General features: G+C 57.8%; 12 protein-coding genes and 3 tRNA genes. 7 read left to right on the top strand and 8 right to left on the bottom strand.

Features of this window, described 5'->3' with window-relative positions; translation table 11 throughout:
- Nucleotides 1-12 precede the first annotated feature (12 nt).
- Genes ptrA through recD form a run of 3 tightly spaced genes read left to right on the top strand, consistent with a single transcriptional unit; the run spans nucleotide 13 to nucleotide 8,245 of the window.
- The gene (gene ptrA, locus QZH36_RS09905) at nucleotides 13-2,898 is read left to right on the top strand and encodes a pitrilysin (protein WP_301730092.1); all 2,886 of its coding nucleotides are present in this window, start codon (nucleotides 13-15) and stop codon (nucleotides 2,896-2,898) included.
- On the top strand, nucleotides 2,895-6,431 hold the full coding sequence (gene recB / locus QZH36_RS09910; protein WP_301730093.1) for an exodeoxyribonuclease V subunit beta: 3,537 nt from the start codon (nucleotides 2,895-2,897) through the stop codon (nucleotides 6,429-6,431). The genes ptrA and recB overlap by 4 nt, the downstream gene beginning before the upstream one ends.
- Nucleotides 6,422-8,245, top strand: coding sequence for an exodeoxyribonuclease V subunit alpha (gene recD, locus QZH36_RS09915; protein ID WP_301730094.1), 1,824 nt, complete (start codon nucleotides 6,422-6,424; stop codon nucleotides 8,243-8,245). The genes recB and recD overlap by 10 nt, the downstream gene beginning before the upstream one ends.
- Before the next feature lie 89 nt (nucleotides 8,246-8,334).
- Here the strand turns inward: recD and QZH36_RS09920 are convergent, their stop codons facing one another.
- The 3 genes from QZH36_RS09920 to argA form a co-directional block, all read right to left on the bottom strand.
- Nucleotides 8,335-9,246, bottom strand: coding sequence for a hypothetical protein (locus QZH36_RS09920; RefSeq protein ID WP_301730095.1), 912 nt, complete (start codon nucleotides 9,244-9,246; stop codon nucleotides 8,335-8,337).
- A gap of 136 nt (nucleotides 9,247-9,382) precedes the next feature.
- Nucleotides 9,383-9,541, bottom strand: a complete 159-nt coding sequence (locus tag QZH36_RS09925) for a hypothetical protein (RefSeq protein WP_301252550.1) — start codon at nucleotides 9,539-9,541, stop codon at nucleotides 9,383-9,385.
- 136 nt (nucleotides 9,542-9,677) lie between these two features.
- Nucleotides 9,678-11,021 (bottom strand): amino-acid N-acetyltransferase, encoded by a 1,344-nt coding sequence (gene argA, locus QZH36_RS09930; protein WP_253458786.1) that lies wholly within the window; start codon nucleotides 11,019-11,021, stop codon nucleotides 9,678-9,680.
- Nucleotides 11,022-11,245: 224 nt separating this feature from the next.
- Here argA and amiC point away from each other — a divergent pair, with 224 nt between their 5' ends.
- Complete coding sequence (gene amiC / locus QZH36_RS09935) at nucleotides 11,246-12,496, top strand: N-acetylmuramoyl-L-alanine amidase AmiC (RefSeq protein WP_253458789.1); 1,251 nt, start codon at nucleotides 11,246-11,248, stop codon at nucleotides 12,494-12,496.
- A gap of 83 nt (nucleotides 12,497-12,579) precedes the next feature.
- On the opposite strand, the gene QZH36_RS09940 is transcribed toward amiC, so the two are convergent.
- The 3 genes from QZH36_RS09940 to QZH36_RS09950 all read right to left on the bottom strand — a co-directional run bounded on the left by QZH36_RS09940 (nucleotide 12,580) and on the right by QZH36_RS09950 (nucleotide 12,926).
- Nucleotides 12,580-12,656: transfer RNA gene (locus QZH36_RS09940), tRNA-Met, on the bottom strand.
- Nucleotides 12,657-12,715: 59 nt separating this feature from the next.
- Nucleotides 12,716-12,792: transfer RNA gene (locus QZH36_RS09945), tRNA-Met, on the bottom strand.
- 57 nt (nucleotides 12,793-12,849) lie between these two features.
- Nucleotides 12,850-12,926 (bottom strand) — tRNA-Met (locus QZH36_RS09950).
- A 203-nt stretch (nucleotides 12,927-13,129) separates the two neighbouring features.
- Between QZH36_RS09950 and mltA the strand changes: the two genes are divergently transcribed.
- Together mltA and tcdA are read left to right on the top strand one after the other, a co-directional pair.
- A complete protein-coding gene (gene mltA, locus QZH36_RS09955) occupies nucleotides 13,130-14,272 on the top strand; it encodes a murein transglycosylase A (RefSeq protein ID WP_253458791.1) in 1,143 nt (380 codons plus the stop codon).
- Nucleotides 14,273-14,324: 52 nt separating this feature from the next.
- The gene (gene tcdA, locus QZH36_RS09960; RefSeq protein WP_301730097.1) at nucleotides 14,325-15,125 is read left to right on the top strand and encodes a tRNA cyclic N6-threonylcarbamoyladenosine(37) synthase TcdA; all 801 of its coding nucleotides are present in this window, start codon (nucleotides 14,325-14,327) and stop codon (nucleotides 15,123-15,125) included.
- Nucleotides 15,126-15,142: 17 nt separating this feature from the next.
- Here the strand turns inward: tcdA and csdE are convergent, their stop codons facing one another.
- Both csdE and csdA read right to left on the bottom strand, forming a co-directional pair.
- Nucleotides 15,143-15,586 carry a cysteine desulfurase sulfur acceptor subunit CsdE gene (csdE, locus tag QZH36_RS09965; protein WP_301730098.1) on the bottom strand — a complete coding sequence of 148 codons (444 nt, stop codon included), beginning with the start codon at nucleotides 15,584-15,586 and terminating at the stop codon, nucleotides 15,143-15,145.
- A gap of 2 nt (nucleotides 15,587-15,588) precedes the next feature.
- Nucleotides 15,589-16,794 (bottom strand): cysteine desulfurase CsdA, encoded by a 1,206-nt coding sequence (csdA, locus tag QZH36_RS09970; RefSeq protein ID WP_301730099.1) that lies wholly within the window; start codon nucleotides 16,792-16,794, stop codon nucleotides 15,589-15,591.
- A gap of 224 nt (nucleotides 16,795-17,018) precedes the next feature.
- Between csdA and QZH36_RS09975 the strand changes: the two genes are divergently transcribed.
- Nucleotides 17,019-17,243, top strand: coding sequence for a YgdI/YgdR family lipoprotein (locus QZH36_RS09975; RefSeq protein ID WP_253458800.1), 225 nt, complete (start codon nucleotides 17,019-17,021; stop codon nucleotides 17,241-17,243).
- The last annotated feature ends 334 nt before the right edge of the window (nucleotides 17,244-17,577 follow it).

A 17,577-nucleotide genomic window follows, 5' to 3' on the forward strand; every position in this document is an offset into this window, starting at 1 on the left:
CGAGGAGTTTGAATGCGTCGTTATGCAGTCTGGTTCACCACGCTGTTTCTGCTTTTTACCTTCTGGAGTCCGCTGAGCCAGGCACAGTCAGGCTGGCAGCCGATCCCTGAAGCTATCCGCAAAAGTGAAAAAGATCCGCGCCAGTATCAGGCGATCAAACTCGACAACGGCATGACGGTACTGCTGGTTTCCGATCCGCAGGCGACAAAATCCCTGTCGGCGCTGACGCTGCCCATCGGCTCGCTGGACAACCCGCGTAACCAGCAGGGTCTGGCGCACTATCTTGAGCATATGCTGCTGATGGGGTCAAAACGCTATCCGCAGCCGGATAATCTGGCGGAGTTCCTGAAAAAGCACGGCGGCAGCCACAATGCCAGCACGGCGTCCTACCGCACGGCTTTCTACCTGGAAGTGGAAAACGATGCGCTGGCCCCGGCGGTGGATCGGCTGGCGGATGCCATCGCCGAGCCGCTGCTGGATCCGGTTAATGCCGATCGCGAGCGCCACGCGGTGAATGCCGAGCTGACGATGGCGCGCTCGCGCGATGGCTTGCGCATGGCGCAGGTCGGCGCGGAAACGCTGAATCCTGACCATCCCAGCTCGCTTTTTTCCGGCGGCAACCTGGACACGCTGAAAGACAAACCGGACAGCAAGCTGCACGATGCGCTGAAGGATTTTTATCAGCGCTACTATTCGGCCAACCTTATGAAAGCGGTGATTTACAGCAATAAGCCGCTGGCGGAACTGCAAAAAATCGCGGCCACTACCTTTGGCAGAGTGGCGAACCACAATGCCGCAGTGCCTGCGATTACCGTGCCGGTGGTGACGGACCAGCAGAAAGGCATTGTGATCCACTACGTGCCGGCCCAGCCGCGCAAGCAGGTCAGGATCGAGTTTCGCATCGACAATAACAGCGACCAGTTTCGCAGCAAGACCGATACGTTAATCGCCTATCTGATCGGCAATCGCAGCAAAAATACGCTTTCCGACTGGCTGCAAAGCCAGGGCCTGGCCGATTCTATTGATGCCGGCGCCGATCCGGTTATCGATCGCAACGGCGGCGTCTTTTCCATCTCTATTTCGCTGACCGATCGGGGGCAGGCAAACCGCGATCGGGTGGTGGCCGCCGTGTTCAGCTATCTGAACAAGCTGCGTAACGAAGGCATCGACAAACGCTATTTTGATGAAATGGCGCACGTGCTGGATCTGGACTTCCGCTATCCGTCGATCACGCGTGACATGGACTATATCGAATGGCTGGTGGATACCATGCTGCGCGTGCCGGTTACCGACACGCTGGTCGCGTCCTATATCGCCGATCGCTACGATCCGCAGGCGATTAAAGCGCGTCTGGACGGCATGACGCCGCAGAACGCCCGGATCTGGTTTATCAGCCCGAACGAGCCGCACAATAAGACCGCCTATTTCGTTAATGCGCCTTATCAGGTCGATCGCATCACGCCGGAGCGTTTTGCCGCCTGGCAGAAGGAAAGCGCGGCTATTTCGCTGGATTTGCCCGTGCTGAATCCCTATATCCCGTCTGATTTCACGCTGATTAAACCGGCGCAGCAGGTTGACCGTCCGCAGACGCTGGTTAACCAGCCGGGCCTGCGCGTGTTTTATATGCCAAGCCGCTTTTACGCGGACGATCCCAAAGCCAACATCACGCTGGCGCTGCGGAATAAAGAGGCGATGAGCACCGCCAAAAATCAGGTACTGTTCGGCATGAATGACTACCTGGCAGGCCAGGCGCTGGACGAGCTGAACTCGCAGGCTTCGGTTGGCGGCATCAGCTTCTCCACCAGCGAAAACGACGGCGTAACCTTTAACGCCAGCGGCTTTACTCAGCACCTGCCGGAGCTGATGCAGACGCTGCTGAAACAGTACGCCAGCTATCAGCCAACGCAGCAGCAGCTGGATCAGGCGAAGTCCTGGTATCTGGAGCGTCTGGACGCCGCCGAAAAAGGGAAGGCCTTCGAGCTGGCTATTCAGCCCGTGCAAATGCTGTCGCAGCTGCCCTATACCCAACGCAGCGAGCGCCGTAAGCTGGTGGCCGGTATTACGCTGGCCGATCTGAAGAATTACCGCAGTATGCTGTTGGAAAAAGCGACGCCGGAGCTGATGGTGGTCGGCAATATGACGCCGGAAAGCGTCAAGGCGCTGGCGACCACGCTGAAAGCGCAGCTTAACTGCGAAGGGCAGAGCAGCTGGCACAGCGATTATCTGACGGTGGATAAAACGGCAAACGCCAATTTACAACAGGCCGGCAGCAGCACCGATTCCGCGCTGGCCGCGCTGTACGTGCCGCTCGGCTATGAAGAGTTCGACAGCATCGCCAGCAGCGCCATGCTCAGCCAGATTGTGCAGCCGTGGTTCTATAACCAACTGCGTACTGAGGAGCAGCTTGGCTATGCGGTATTCGCCTTCCAGATGCCGGTTGGTCGCCAGTGGGGCATCGGCTTCCTGCTGCAAAGCAACGTTAAGCAGCCCGCTTATCTGCTGCAGCGCTTTGAGGCGTTCTATCCGACGGCGGAAAAGCGCCTGCGCGAGATGAGCAAAGAGGATTTCGCCCAGTATCAGGCGGCAATGATCAACGAGCTGAAGCAGCGTCCGCAAACGCTGGATGAAGAAGCGGGCCGCTACAGTAAAGATTTCAACCGGCAGAACTACCGTTTCGACACCCGTGAAAAAGTGGTTGCCCGTATTCAGGCGCTGACGCCAGAGAAGCTGGCGGCCTTTTTCCACGATGCGGTCAGCAAACCGCAGGGCCTGACGCTGCTGTCGCAGATCTCCGGCAGCCAGCACGACAAGGCCGACTATGCGAAGCTGGCGGGCTTTACCACCTGGCAGGAAGTGTCGAAGCTACAGCAATCTTTTCCGGTGCAAAGCGATAAATGAAGGTCCAGCGTCTCGATCCCCTGACGCTGCCGCTGAAAGGCGAAAGGCTGATAGAAGCCTCGGCGGGCACGGGGAAAACCTTTACCATCGGCCTGCTCTACCTGCGTCTGCTGCTGGGGCTGGGCGGCGAAGCGTCGTTCGGGCGGCCGCTGTCGGTTGAAGAGATCCTGGTGGTGACCTTTACCGAAGCGGCCACCGCAGAGCTGCGCGGCCGCATCCGTGAAAACATCCACCGGCTGCGTATCGCCTGCGTGCGCGGATATACGGCTGACGGCGTGCTGGCCCAGCTGCTGACGGAAATCGACGACCTGCCGCAGGCGGCCGCGCAGCTGCTGGCCGCAGAACGGCAGATGGACGACGCCGGGATTTTTACCATCCACGGCTTCTGCCAGCGCATGCTGAACCTGAACGCCTTTGAGTCAGGCATGCTGTTTGAGCAGCAGCTGATTGAGGATGAGTTTCCGCTGCGCCGTCAGGCCGCCGCCGACTTCTGGCGCCGCTACTGCTATCCGCTGCCGCTGCCGATAGCGCGGGTAATGACCCAGATGTGGCAGGGGCCGGAGCAGCTGCTGACCACGCTGCTGCCCTGGCTGAACGGTGAAGCGCCGGTGCTGAAATATCCGCTTGATTTGCAGGAAACCTTTAGCGAACGTCACGACAAAATTATCGCGCAGATCGACGGCCTGAAAGCGGCCTGGCTGGCGGCCGGTAATTTGCACGATCTGATCGCGCAATCGGGCGTGGATAAGCGAAGCTACAGCAGTAAGCACTTACCTAACTGGCTGGACAAGCTGAACCAGTGGGCGATGGCGGAGACGCTGGACTATCTGTTTCCCAAAGAGCTGGAACGCTTTGGCCAGCGCGTGCTGCATGAAAAAACCAAAAAGGGCGAGCCGCCGCAGCATCCGCTGTTCGAAGAGATCGACCGTTTTCTGGCCGAGCCGCTGTCGCTGCGCGATTTAGTGATCGCCACCGCGCTGGAGGAAATCCGCCAGGCAACCCAGAAAGAGAAGCGCCAGAACGCGCTGCTGGGGTTTGACGATTTGCTACAGCGCCTCGACAGCGCGCTGCGGCAGCCGGGCGGCGAGGCGCTGGCGCAGGCGATCAGAACCCGCTATCCGGTCGCGCTGATTGATGAATTTCAGGATACCGACCCGCAGCAGTACCGTATTTTCCGCGGTATCTACGGCCAGCAGCCCGACAACGCGCTGCTGCTGATTGGCGATCCCAAACAGGCGATTTACGCTTTTCGCGGCGCGGATATTTTTACCTACATGAAAGCGCGTGGGGAAGTCAGCGCTCACTACACGCTGGAAACTAACTGGCGCTCGTCGCCGATGATGGTTAACAGCGTTAACCAGCTCTTTTCCCGCATGCAGGATCCCTTTCTGTTCAGCGAAATTCCCTTTATTCGCGTTGAGCCAGCCGCGCCCAACGCCGCGCTGAGCTTTACCGTTGAGGGCAAGGAGCAGCCCGCGCTGCGCTTCTGGCTACAGCCGGGCGACGGCGTGGGCGTGACGGAATATCAGCAGTTTATGGCGCGCCAGTGCGCGGCGGATATCTGCCGCTGGCTGAGCGCGGGACAGCAAGGCACGGCGCAGATCGGCAAGGGCAACGAGCTGCGGCCGGTGCAGGCTTCGGACGTCACCGTGCTGGTGCGCAGCCGCAGCGAAGCCGCGCTGGTACGGGAAGCGCTCAACGCCCTGAATATTCCCTCGGTCTACCTTTCCAACCGCGACAGCGTGTTCGCCACCCAGGAAGCGCGTGAAATGCTGTGGCTGCTTCAGGCGGTGCTGGCGCCGGAGCAGGAACGTATTCTGCGCAGCGCGCTCGCTACCAGCATCTTCGGGCTGGATGCGCCGACCTTGCAGGATCTGAGCGAGGACGAGCGCAAATGGGATGCGCTGGTGGATGAGTTCGACCACTATCGTCAGCGCTGGCTGAAGCGGGGCGTGCTGCCGATGCTGCGCGAGCTGATGGTCAACCGGCAGATTGCGGAAAACCTGCTGGCTTCGGAAAGCGGCGAGCGCCGCCTGACCGATCTGCTGCATCTGGGCGAGCTGTTGCAGGAAGCTTCCGCGTCGCTCGACAGCGAGCACGCATTGGTGCGCTGGCTGGCGCAGGAAGTGGCGCAGCCCAACGGGCAGTCGGCCAGTCAGCAGCTGCGGCTGGAGAGCGATCGCCACCTGGTGCAGATCGTCACTATCCATAAATCGAAAGGTCTGCAATATCCGCTGGTGTGGCTGCCGTTTGTTGCCAACTATCGCGAAGCGGCCACGGGCATCTATCACGATCGACAGAATTATCAGGCGCTGCTGGATCTGCGCGAGGACGAGGAAAGCCTTGAGCTGGCCGAACAGGAGCGGCTGGCCGAGGATCTGCGCCTGCTCTATGTGGCGCTGACGCGCTCCGTTCATCACTGTAGCGTGGGCGTTGCGCCGCTGATCAAAGGCAACCGTAAAAAAGAAGGCAACAGCGATCTGCACCGCAGCGCGCTGGGCTGGCTGTTGCAGCAGGGCGAACCGGCTGACGCCACCGCGCTACGCGAGCAGCTGCTTACAATGCAAAACGAGGCGGTAGAAACCGTGCTGGCGGAGACGCCGGAAAGCGCTCCCTGGCAGCCGCAGCGGCACGCCTTACACGCGCTCAGCAGCAAAGCGATGGCGCGCAAGCTGCGCGACGAGTGGCGGGTGACCAGCTATTCCGGGCTACAGCAGCACGGCCATTCCGTCACGCTGGATCTGCTGCCGCGCCTGGACGTTGACGCGGCGGGCGAGGCGCAAAGCCAGCAGGCTGCGCAATTGACGCCGCATACTTTTCCTCGCGGCGCGGCGCCGGGCACTTTTCTGCACGGCCTGTTTGAAAACCTCGACTTTACCCAGCCGGTGGATGAAGCCTGGCTGAGCGAACAGCTTGCCGGACAGGGGCACGACCTTGCCTGGCTGCCGGTGATGAAACAGTGGCTGGAAAACGTGCTGACCACGCCGCTGAATGAAACCGGCGTCAGCCTGAGCCAGCTACCGGCGGAAAGCCGTCAGGTGGAGCTGCAATTTTATCTGCCCATCAAACAAATGCTGATGGCGGAAAAGCTGGATCGGCTGGTGCGCCATTACGATCCGCTGTCGGCCGGCTGCCCGCCGCTTAACTTTCAGCAGGTGCAGGGAATGCTGAAAGGTTTTATCGATCTGGTGTTTTGCTGGCAGGGAAAATATTATCTGCTGGATTATAAATCCAACTGGCTGGGCGAGTCGGGCGAGCACTACACGCCGGAAGCGATGGCGGAAGCGATGCGCGCGCACCGTTACGATCTGCAATATCAGCTTTATACGCTGGCGCTGCATCGCTATTTGCGTCATCGTCTGGCTGACTACGATTATCAGCGCCACTTCGGCGGCGTTATCTATCTTTTCCTGCGCGGCGTGGACGGTACGGCGCGTGTAAACGGCATCTTCCGCACCTGCCCGGAAGCGGCTTTTGTGCAGTCGCTCGACGCGCTGTTTGCCGGGGAATTTCAGGAGGAACTATGGCCATAGCGCAACTGCTGCTCTCCGCCTGTGAGGCGCGACTGCTGCGTCCGTTGGACGTGCAGTTCGCCCGCATGGTGGCGGGCGACGATCATCCCGCGCTGATGCTGGCTGCGGCCTGCGTCAGCGCCGAAGCGGGCGAGGGGCACGTGTGCCTGCCGCTGACGCATCTCAGCGAAGCGCTGCTGTTCGGCGGACGCCATCCTGAGCTGGCCGGTCAGCTGTGGCAGGCCGTTGGCGAGCCGGACTGGCATCACCTGCTGTCATCGGCGCAGGCCGTGGGCGACGGCACGACGGCAACGCCGCTGGTACTGCATCAGCAGCGGCTCTATCTGCATCGCATGTGGCAGTCGGAAGGGCAGGTGGCGCAGTTTATCGTGCGTGAAGCCCATACGCCCTTTGACGAACAGCGGCTGCGCAGCGCGCTCGACAGGCATTTTGGCGAGCAGCCGGATAACTGGCAGAAAATCGCCGCAGCGGTGGCGATCACGCGGCAAATTGCGGTGATCTCCGGCGGACCGGGAACGGGCAAAACCACCACGGTAGCCAAACTGCTGGCGACGCTGCTGGAGCTTTCTTCCGGCTCGCTGCGTATTCGCCTGGCCGCCCCGACGGGTAAAGCGGCGGCGCGGCTGACCGAATCCCTGGGCAAAGCGTTGCAGCGGCTTGAAGTCAGCGAAGCGGAAAAACAGCGTTTTCCTGCCGAGGCCACCACGCTGCATCGCCTGCTGGGCGCGGTGCCCGGCAGCCAGCGGATGCGCTATCACGCGGGCAATCCGCTGCATCTGGATCTGTTAGTGGTGGATGAAGCTTCTATGGTGGATTTGCCGATGATGGCGAGCCTGATCGCCGCGCTGCCGCCGCACGCCAGGGTGATCTTTCTGGGCGATCGCGACCAGCTTGCCTCGGTGGAAGCGGGCGCGGTGCTCGGCGATATCTGCCGCTGCGCGGAGTCCGGCTACAGCAGCCAGCGCGCGGAAATGCTGATGCGCCTGACCGGCTGCGAGATTGCAGGCCAGGAGGACAAGCTGGCGCCAGCGGTGCGCGACAGCATTTGCCTGCTGCGTAAAAGCTACCGTTTCGACGCCTCATCGGGCATCGGGCAGCTGGCGCTGGCGGTCAACGCGGGCGATATCCATCAGGTTGAAAAAGTATTTAACGCGGATTTTGCTGATATTACCCGCTTTACGCTGAGCAGCAGCGCAGAGTATCAGCATCTGCTGGACACCAGCGTGGCAGGCTATCGCGACTATCTTGAGCAGATTGCCGACCAGGCGGAACCTCGCCGGGTGATTGAGGCGTTTGGCCGCTTTCAGCTGCTGTGTGCGCTGAGGGAGGGGCCGTTTGGCGTGTTCGGACTTAATGAGCGTATTGAGGCCGCCTTGCACAAAAAACGGCTGATCCAGCGCCAGCCGGGCAGCAAATGGTATATCGGCAGGCCGGTAATGATCGCCCGCAACGACAGCGCGCTGGGGCTGTTTAACGGTGATATCGGCATTGCGATGAACGATGCGGAAGGCGCGCTGAAGGTGTTCTTCCCGCTGCCCGACGGCAGCATTCGGGCCGTGCAGCCCAGCCGCCTGCCGCCGCATGAAACCGCCTATGCGATGACCGTGCATAAATCACAGGGCTCGGAGTTTGATCATACGCTGCTGGTGCTGCCGAATCAGTTCGCGCCGGTACTGACGCGCGAGCTGGTTTACACCGCCATCACCCGCGCCAGAGAACGCCTGACGCTGTATGCGGATAATCAGGTGCTGAACAGCGCGGTGAAGATGCGCACGCGCCGCCGCAGCGGCCTGGTGGAACGGCTGGCGGGGTAAAGTGAGAAAATAGCTGACTTGCTTAATCTGACATTACAACGTTATGCCTGTCAGACATCTTCTTTCTGCAACTAAACAGCTCGGTAATGCTAACCTGATGTTCGGCTAACTTTTTGTAATCGTTCAAACAAAGCCCGGGTTTCACGGGCTTTTTTGCAGAGTTCACGATCGATAAATTTGTCGTCAAGCTCATAATCTTTTCTGTTCGCACTAAGAAATATATAAAGCTGTTCGAGGATTTTATAGAGAGGGATATTCTGACGTGTCTGGATACGTCGCCAGGCACTGTGCTGCGTAAGTTGGATGAAACTGTCTAAAAAGCGTCTGGCGTGACGAAAGTGCTCAAACTCGAACTTATCCAGTAAAAAATAGAATACGGGAAGCATCAGGCTCTTAATCCGAAGGCTTTCAGTTTCTGTATCGGGCTTGATTTTTTCGGCAATATTAGCGAAACGCGATCTCATACAGGCAACAGGATTAAGCACTCTGACCAGATCATGGCTTTCCGGCACGCCGGATTTTATATGACGCGTTATAAATGGTTCTGTGTTTAACAGCAGCTTTTCACCGGTGAACTCGTCATGCTGAAAGCCGGAAGGCCTGTCTATAATATCGATAATATTTTCACGATATTGAATATCAGCATTAGAAAACAGGCGTCCGCCAAACTCTTTTATCTTTGCCGTGTCTCGATCAATCAGTGAAAAAATTGCGATAGACGGAGGGGTAAAAGGTTCCTGAAATTTCGGTTCGATATTAAGCGCTTTACCTATACCGATCACATTTCTTTTTCTGGAAACATAATCGATATCCACAGAGCGAAGTGCGCGTTCGTCTGGTTGCTCGGTTACGGGGTAAAGTTCCTGATAATAAGATGCCCAATAAAAAACAGCCTGACCGCCGACCGTAATTACCGGATCCTGTAGTTCATTCGCATGTGCTATCAGCTCATGATTCAGTAGGTAAACCTGCTCAGAAGTGGGAATGTGTAGTTCTGCCATAGCGTTAACCAACAAAAATTAAAAAAGATGTCGATAGCGGATGGGCTCAGTAAAATAAAGTCAGTGAGGCAAATCAGGCAGTTGAGTTAATCATTATTAATACAAAAATAACCATCCCGAGGAGGGTTTATTTTCACTATGCAAAGCTAACGTTAGCCCGACGAGAAGACTTACGACTGGCGCTATAGCAGGGCTTTTCACTCAAAGGTTGAGGAGCAAGCTGGCCTTTGTTAAGCGCTTTCATACGCTCTGCATAGACCTGATGTTGTTTTTCTTTAAGCTCACGCGGCGACATAGCTAAATCCTGCTCTGGAATATTGACGGGGTCGTCAATGCATAACTGGTTAAATATTACGCCACACCTGCGATGAGTTCAACTGCCTCCACGGCTGATTTAATCGTCCCCTGGAGGCAGGTACATAGCTTTTTCGCTACGCCATCCGCGCATGGCTCAGATCGGCCATCAGCACCTTTGAGCGGCGCTGGTAGTTATACATCTGCTTTTTGCTTTCCGGCAGCTCTTCGATATCGACCGGCGTAAAGCCGCGCTCCTGGAACCAGTGAATGCTGCGTGTGGTCAGCACAAACAGCTTTTTCAGCCCCATCTGCCGCGCCTGCAGCGCCACTCTTTCCAGCAGCGCTTCGCCGCGCGACGAGCTGCGGTAGTCCGGGTGTACCGCGACGCAGGCCATCTCGCCGATTTTCTCTTCCGGGAAAGGGTAGAGCGCCGCGCAGCCGATGGTGAGGTTATCCCGCTCGATAATCGTAAATTTGTCGATTTCGATCTCTAACTGCTCGCGCGAGCGACGCACCAGAATGCCCTGCTGCTCCAGCGGGCGGATCAGCTCAAGGATGCCGCCGATGTCGTTGATGGTGGCGCGGCGGATCTGCTCGGCGCTTTCCATCACAATCTGCGTACCGATACCGTCACGCGAGAACAGTTCCTGCAACAGCGTGCCGTCCTCCTGATAGCTAATCAGGTGGCTGCGGCGCACGCCGCTGCGGCAGGCCTTCACCGCGCCGCGTAAAAAGCGCACAGTCGCAGACAGATAGTCATGGCCTTCTTCCAGCTCGATAATGCGCTGCTGCGCTTCGTTCGGGAACAGCTCGGAGATAATTGCGCCTTCGCTGTCGGTCACGCCCTGTTCCGCGCAGAAGCCGATCATTTTTTCCGCCTTCAGCTTGATCGCCAGCTGGGTGGCGACTTCTTCCGAGGTCAGGTTAAAGCTCTCGCCGGTCACGGAAACGGCAACCGGCCCCAGCAGCACGATAGCGCCGCTGTCGAGCTGGCGGTGAATAGCCTCTTCATCGATGCGGCGGATACGGCCGCTGTGGCAGTAATCCACGCCGTCATCCACGCCCAGCGGCTGCGCGATAATAAAGTTGCCGCTGACGACGTTGATATGCGCGCCCTGGAGCGGCGTGTTGTTCAGGCTCATCGACAGGCGCGCGGTGATATCCAGCTGTAAACGGCCTGCCGCCTGCTTGACCAGCTCCAGCGACTGCGCGTCGGTGACGCGGGTATGCTTGTGATAAACCGGCTCCAGCTGATGCTCCGCCAGATTGGCGTCAATCTGCGGCCTCGCACCGTATACCACCACCAGGCGAATGCCGAGGCTGTGCAGAAGGCCAATATCATTAACGATGCTTGAGAAGTTATCATGCTCAATGGCTTCGCCGCCCAGCATAATGACAAACGTCTTACCACGATGGGCATTGATATAGGGCACGGTATGGCGAAACCCCTGAACCAGCTCGGTACTCCGTTCCTTCACGGCAAACCCTCTATGAATTATTATTCGCTAAAAATGTATTTTTATTCTTTTATCGCGCGGGCGCAAGTGCCAATTTTCAACCTTCTCTTTAACGTAGCTTAACGCTGCGGCCCGTGAAGGGCTTTTGGGGGTGACACCGGCAGCAGGATTCGCTACAGTTTTGCGCCTGGTGGTTTTTTGGTTTTATTTTTCTTTACAAAACAGCAATTTCTTACTGGAGTGGCATGTCTGATTTACCTTCGCCCGGCCGACGTCGCTGGCTACAGGGCGCTGGCGCAGCGCTGCTGCTGAGCGTCAGCAAAGCGGGACTGGCGGCAAGCAGCCATATTGTGGCCGTGCGCATCTGGCCGTCTTCAACCTATTCCCGCGTCACGCTGGAATCCAATACTCCGCTGAAATATAAACAGTTTGCGTTAAGTCATCCTGAACGCATAGTGGTGGATATCTCCGGCGTGCACCTGAATCAGACCCTGCATCAGGTCGGGCATCTGGTGCGCAGCGACGATCCCTATATTAAAAGCGCGCGCGTCGGCCAGTTCGATCGCCATACGGTGCGGCTGGTGCTGGAGCTGAAGCAGAGCGTGACGCCAAAAGTCTTTACTCTCGATCCGGTCGCCGGCATCAAAAACCGCCTGGTGCTGGATCTCTATCCGGCCAGAAACCGCAGCCATAACCATGAAGACGATCCGCTGCTGGCGCTGTTGCAGGATTACAATAAAGGCGAGCTGGAAAGCGGCCAGCCCGCTTCCGCGCCGTTGCCCGGCAAAGCGGGGCGGGATCGTCCGATTATTATCATGATCGATCCCGGTCACGGCGGCGAAGATACCGGTGCTATCGGCAAGCATAAAACCAAAGAAAAGGACGTGGTGCTGAAAATCGCCCGTCGGTTGAAAGCGCTAATCGATAAGCAGCCCAATATGCGCGCGCATATGACACGCAGCGACGACGTATTTATTCCGTTGAAGGTGCGGGTGGCAAAAGCGCGCAGATTACGCGCCGATCTGTTTGTTTCTATTCATGCCGATGCCTTTACCAGCCGGGCGGCGCGAGGCTCTTCCGTGTTCGCGCTGTCGACTAAAGGCGCAACCAGCACCGCCGCGCGCTATCTGGCGCAAACGCAGAACGAATCGGATCTGATCGGCGGCGTCAGCATGAGCGGCGATCGCTACCTTGATCACACTATGTTCGATATGGTACAGAGCCTGACCGTTAACGACAGCCTGAAGTTCGGCAAGGAAGTGCTGGGACATATGGGCAAAATTAATCATCTGCACAAGAAGAAGGTGGAGCAGGCGGCTTTTGCGGTGTTGAAAGCACCGGATATTCCTTCCATTCTGGTGGAAACGGCTTTTATCAGTAATCTGGAGGAGGAGCGCAAACTGCGTACGGCAGCGTTCCAGCGTCAGGTGGCGGAGTCGATTCTGGCAGGGATTAAAGGCTATTTTGCCCACGGCGCACCGTTAGCACCAAGATAGGAAAGCGGGCGGCGACAGGTCGTCCGATAAAATAAGAAAGTTGGAACGCCAGAAACAAAAAAACACCCGAAAGGGTGTTTAGTTGGTTGCGGGAGCCGGATTCGAACCGACGACCTTCGGGTTATGAGCCCGACGAGCTACCAGGCTGCTCCATCCCGCGTCCGATGCTGACGCTTCCATCACGGCAGGCTTTTTTACTACTACATTTTCCTGAGAAAATGGTTGCGGGAGCCGGATTTGAACCGACGACCTTCGGGTTATGAGCCCGACGAGCTACCAGGCTGCTCCATCCCGCGTCCGAACTTCCTGGCGCTTCCATCACGACAGGTTTACTGCTTTTCCCCGGAGGGAATTGGTTGCGGGAGCCGGATTTGAACCGACGACCTTCGGGTTATGAGCCCGACGAGCTACCAGGCTGCTCCATCCCGCGTCCGTGGATGCGCACTATACTCTCCGGCGATTTTGTTGCAACCCCTTTTTGCAAATTAACGCCTGAAATCGCCCTTACTGCTTAATTTGTCAGCCGATTGTTGTATTGTTGTGCAAAACCGACGCTTCTTTTTGGCGAGGACGTTTTAATCTGTGGGGCGCTTTGCTATCTTCGCCTGCAATTGCGTATAAAGGTAGAGAATAATGAAAGGACGTTGGGCAAAGTATATGGTCACCGGGGCGTTAATCGCCCTGCTTGCGGGATGTTCCTCCAAACCTACCGATCGCGGCCAGCAGTATAAGGACGGCAAGCTGCAGCAGCCGCTGGGGCTGGTTAATCAACCTAACGCCAAAGGGCGCCCCGTTAACGGCAAAGATTTTGCCGATCAGCTGCTGGAAATCCAGGCCGCTTCGCCAGCCATGTTTTCCCGCCAGCTCTCCACCTACAGCGCGCTAAAAAGCTGGCTGATGGCGGGCGGTGATACGCGGCAGCTGCGCCAGTACGGCGTGGATGCGTATCAGATGGAAGGCACCGACAATTATGGCAACGTGCAGTTTACCGGTTACTACACGCCGGTTATCCATGCCCGCTACACCCGCCAGGGCGAATTTCAGTATCCTTTATACCGCATGCCGCCGCGCGGCAAGCGCCGTTTGCCAAGCCGAGCGGAAATCTACAGCGGCGGCCTGGATGAACGCTACGTTATCGGTTACAGCAATTCGCTGATGGATAACTTTATTATGGACGTGCAGGGCAGCGGCTACGTTGACTACGGCGACGGCCGTCCTTTGACCTTCTTCGGCTACGGCGGCAAGAACGGCCATGCTTATCGTAGCATCGGTAAGGTGCTGATCGATCGCGGCGAAGTGAAGCGCGAAGATATGTCGATGCAGGCTATCCGCCAATGGGGCGAAAACCACAGCCCGGCCGAGGTGCGCGAGCTGCTGGAGCAGAACCCGTCCTTTGTCTTCTTTAAGCCGGAAGAGTTTGCGCCGGTACGCGGCGCGAGCGCGGTACCGCTGATCGCCAAAGCCTCGGTGGCCGCCGATCGTTCGCTGATCCCGCCGGGCACGGTACTGCTGGCGGAGGTGCCTTTGCTGAACGATAAAGGCAAGTTCAACGGCAAATATGAAATGCGCGTGATGGTGGCGCTCGACGTGGGCGGCGCTATTAAGGGCCAGCACTTTGATATCTATCAGGGTATCGGCGAGCAGGCGGGCCATATGGCAGGCTGGTATAACCACTACGGTCGCGTCTGGGTGCTGAAAGCGGCGCCGGGCGCGGGCGTTTCTCCTTTCTCTATGGCACAAAATGGCAATGCCGGTGCGGCGCTGGTCAGTCGATAATTAAGGTCAACGGGCCGGCGTTTCCGGCCCGTTTCCGACGTTGAGGTAAATCATGAGGGTTCTTTCCGACGCCTGGCTACAGCGCTTTGGCGGCACGGCACGCTTATATGGTCAGTCTGCTCTGCAACTTTTCGCCGACGCGCATATCTGCGTGATCGGCATTGGCGGCGTAGGCTCCTGGGCCGCTGAAGCGCTGGCGCGCACCGGTATCGGCGCCATCACGCTGATCGATATGGACGATGTCTGCGTGACCAATACCAACAGGCAGATCCACGCGCTGAAAGGCACAGTAGGGCAGGCGAAAACCGAGGTAATGGCGCAACGCATCCTGGCCATCAACCCGGAATGCAAAGTGACCTGCGTGGATGACTTTATCACTGCGGAAAATACGGCTGAGCTGATGAGCGGCGGCTTTACCTATGTGATTGACGCCATCGACAGCGTGCGGCCAAAAGCGGCGCTGCTGGCCTGGTGCCGCCGTAATAAAATCCCGCTGGTTACCACCGGCGGCGCAGGCGGTCAGATCGATCCCACGCAGGTCCAGGTGGCGGATCTGGCGAAAACGATTCAGGATCCGCTGGCGGCTAAGTTGCGCGAACGGTTAAAAAGCGATTTCAATATCGTTAAAAACAGCAAGGGCAAGCTGGGTATTGACTGCGTGTTTTCCACCGAGGCGCTGATGTATCCGCAGCCGGACGGTTCCGTTTGCGCTTCACGCAGTACGGCGGAAGGGCCAAAGCGGATGGACTGCGCTTCCGGCTTCGGCGCGGCCACGATGGTCACCGCCACTTTCGGCTTCGTGGCCGTTTCCCACGTGCTGAAAAAAATGATGGCGAAAGCGGCGCGCGGCTGACGCCGCTTCTGATTTGCTTAACCCGCTTCGCTCGCCGCCTTCACTACCGCTGTCGCCAGTGCCGCCAGTCCGGCGCTGCGCGAGGCGCTGAGCTGATCGCGCAGCCCCAGGTCATCAAACAGCGCCAGCGGATCGCTCTGCAATATCTCTTCGGGCAGCTTTCCTTCCACGCTGACCAGCAGCACCGCCAGCAGTCCGCGCACGATGCGGCCTTCGCTGTCGCCGTAAAAGTGCAGGCTGCCGTCGGGCGACTGTCGATGTCCAAGCCAGACGCGGTTTTCACAGCCGCTGAGTTCGATTTCCGCCGTTTTCCACTCCTCCGCCAGTGCGGGCAGCTGTTTTCCCAGCAAAATCAGCTGGCGATAGCGTTCTTCCCACTGCGTAAAGGCGGAAAAAGTCTGTTTTAAGCCGTCGGCGGTAATCAGCGTGCCGAACGGGTGCGGAGCCGGTAAAGTCGTCATAGTTAATCTGCCAAAAGTTCCAGTGCGGTGGTCATGGCGCTGACCAGCGCTTCAACATCGTTAAGCGTATTATAGGGCGCAAAAGAGGCGCGCAGGGTGCCGTTGACGCCAAGTGTCTGTAGCAGCGGCTGGGCGCAGTGCTGGCCGGCGCGCAGCGCGATGCCGCTTTCCGCCAGCAGCGTAACAATATCACTGTGGTGTACGCCCGCGATATCAAAGGCGAGCAGGCTGGAGCCGCTGGCTCGGAAGCTGCGAAAGCCGGGCAGATCCGCCAGCCGCTCTTCCGCCACGTCGGCCAGCCCGCAGCTCCAGCTTTCTGCCGCCGCCATATCCACTGTTTCCAGCCAGCTCAGCGCCGCGCTCAGCCCGATGACGCCCGCTACGTTGGGCGTGCCTGCCTCAAAGCGCCAGGGCACCGCCTGCGGCGTAAAGCCGTCAAAGCTGACGGTGGTCAGCATTTTTCCGCCGCCCTGCCAGGGCTGCATCGCTTCCAGCAGCGCCGTTTTGCTATAGAGCACGCCTGTCCCCATTGGCCCATAAAGCTTATGGGCGGAAAAAGCATAAAAGTCGATATCCAGCGCTGCTACGTCGGGCGGCCGATGCGCCACGCCTTGCGCGCCGTCTATAACCACCTTTGCGCCCGCGCGATGCGCCAGTGCGACGGCCTTGCTTAAATCCGGGCAGCCACCGGTGACGTTGGACATTTGTCCAAGCGCCAGCACCCGCGTACGCGCATTCAGTAAGGTTTCCAGCGTCGCGATGCCGGGCAGCAAATCTTTGCCGATCGGCCACTTCACCACTTTGGCGCCGGTCTGCTCAGCCACCATCAGCCATGGCACCAGATTGGCGTGATGCTCGGCTTCGCTGACGACGATCTCATCGCCTGGCCGCAGGCGTGGTCGAAAATAGCCCTGGGCGATCAGGTTGATCGCTTCCGTGGTGCCTTTGGTCCAGACAATATTGCTGGCGAGCGGGGCATTCAGCAGTCGCGCCACCTGACCACGGGCATTTTCATAGCGGTCGGTTAGCGCACGCGCGGCGGCAAACTGGCTGCGATGCACGGTTCCGGCCCCCTGACTGTAGAACGCCTGGGTGGCTTCAATCACCGCCGCTGGCTTCAGCGTGGTGGCCGCGCTGTCAAGATAGATGCCGGCTTCGTCCAACGCGGGAAACTGCTGGCGAAAATGAACAGGCGAAAATATGCTCATGTTCTCCTCGAATAAGGGTGGATTGATGCGGTTTTTACCGAATCCAACTGAATTACAGGCGCTTTCCTGGCAATGTCTGAAAAGCGAGTTATCCTGATTTATGCAAGGTTTAAACTATTACCCGCAAATAAGCTTTCTCAGGACAGGCAATTTACTCGCTTTTTGCCTCGGGATCGCGCATTGCGGGTGGTTTATCGCATTACTATCTGCAAGGAGATATAAAGATGAAAAAATTTGCTGCTATTATGGCCGCCTGCGCCATGACTTTTGCCCTGGCTGCCTGCTCAAGCAATTATGTTATGCATACCAATGATGGCCGTACCATCGTCGCCGACGGCAAACCCGTAGTAGATGACGATACCGGTATGATCAGCTACAAAGATGCTAACGGCAACAAGCAGCAGATCAACCGTTCAGACGTAAAAGAAATGGTTGAAATGGGCCAGTAAGTTTCAGGCAAAAAAAAGCACCGCAATTTGCGGTGCTATTAAATCTCTATGGACAGACAGGGTAAATCTAAAAGCGGTAGTCGGACTACCCGATCTGCAAAAGGCAGATCAATTGCAAACACAACATCACGACCACAAGCCAAAAGCCTTCTAAAATCCCCGCGCAAGCGCTTCAATTTCAAACTGCTTTTCGTTCCGGCTCAGGAAGTGCGGCAACTATAGGTATTTGCTGGTGCATCCTCAACGGACAAATTATAATGGCTCGGATAAAAAAAACTAATACGTAAAGCTGCGTCAGCGGCCTTATGTCCGAAGCCAACATTCTGTAACCGGT

Origin of the sequence: Erwinia wuhanensis, from assembly GCF_030484085.1 — a bacterium.
In the GTDB taxonomy this organism is placed as follows: Bacteria; Pseudomonadota; Gammaproteobacteria; order Enterobacterales; family Enterobacteriaceae; genus Erwinia; species Erwinia aeris.

What these genes read in the sequence shown, in the direction of transcription:
- ptrA (WP_301730092.1), top strand. Translation starts at nt 13, where the DNA reads ATGCGTCGTTATGCAGTCTGGTTCACCACGCTGTTTCTGCTTTTTACC.
- recB (WP_301730093.1), top strand. Translation starts at nt 2,895, where the DNA reads ATGAAGGTCCAGCGTCTCGATCCCCTGACGCTGCCGCTGAAAGGCGAA.
- recD (WP_301730094.1), top strand. Translation starts at nt 6,422, where the DNA reads ATGGCCATAGCGCAACTGCTGCTCTCCGCCTGTGAGGCGCGACTGCTG.
- QZH36_RS09920 (WP_301730095.1), bottom strand. Translation starts at nt 9,246, where the DNA reads ATGGCAGAACTACACATTCCCACTTCTGAGCAGGTTTACCTACTGAAT.
- QZH36_RS09925 (WP_301252550.1), bottom strand. Translation starts at nt 9,541, where the DNA reads ATGTCGCCGCGTGAGCTTAAAGAAAAACAACATCAGGTCTATGCAGAG.
- amiC (WP_253458789.1), top strand. Translation starts at nt 11,246, where the DNA reads ATGTCTGATTTACCTTCGCCCGGCCGACGTCGCTGGCTACAGGGCGCT.
- mltA (WP_253458791.1), top strand. Translation starts at nt 13,130, where the DNA reads ATGAAAGGACGTTGGGCAAAGTATATGGTCACCGGGGCGTTAATCGCC.
- tcdA (WP_301730097.1), top strand. Translation starts at nt 14,325, where the DNA reads ATGAGGGTTCTTTCCGACGCCTGGCTACAGCGCTTTGGCGGCACGGCA.
- csdE (WP_301730098.1), bottom strand. Translation starts at nt 15,586, where the DNA reads ATGACGACTTTACCGGCTCCGCACCCGTTCGGCACGCTGATTACCGCC.
- csdA (WP_301730099.1), bottom strand. Translation starts at nt 16,794, where the DNA reads ATGAGCATATTTTCGCCTGTTCATTTTCGCCAGCAGTTTCCCGCGTTG.
- QZH36_RS09975 (WP_253458800.1), top strand. Translation starts at nt 17,019, where the DNA reads ATGAAAAAATTTGCTGCTATTATGGCCGCCTGCGCCATGACTTTTGCC.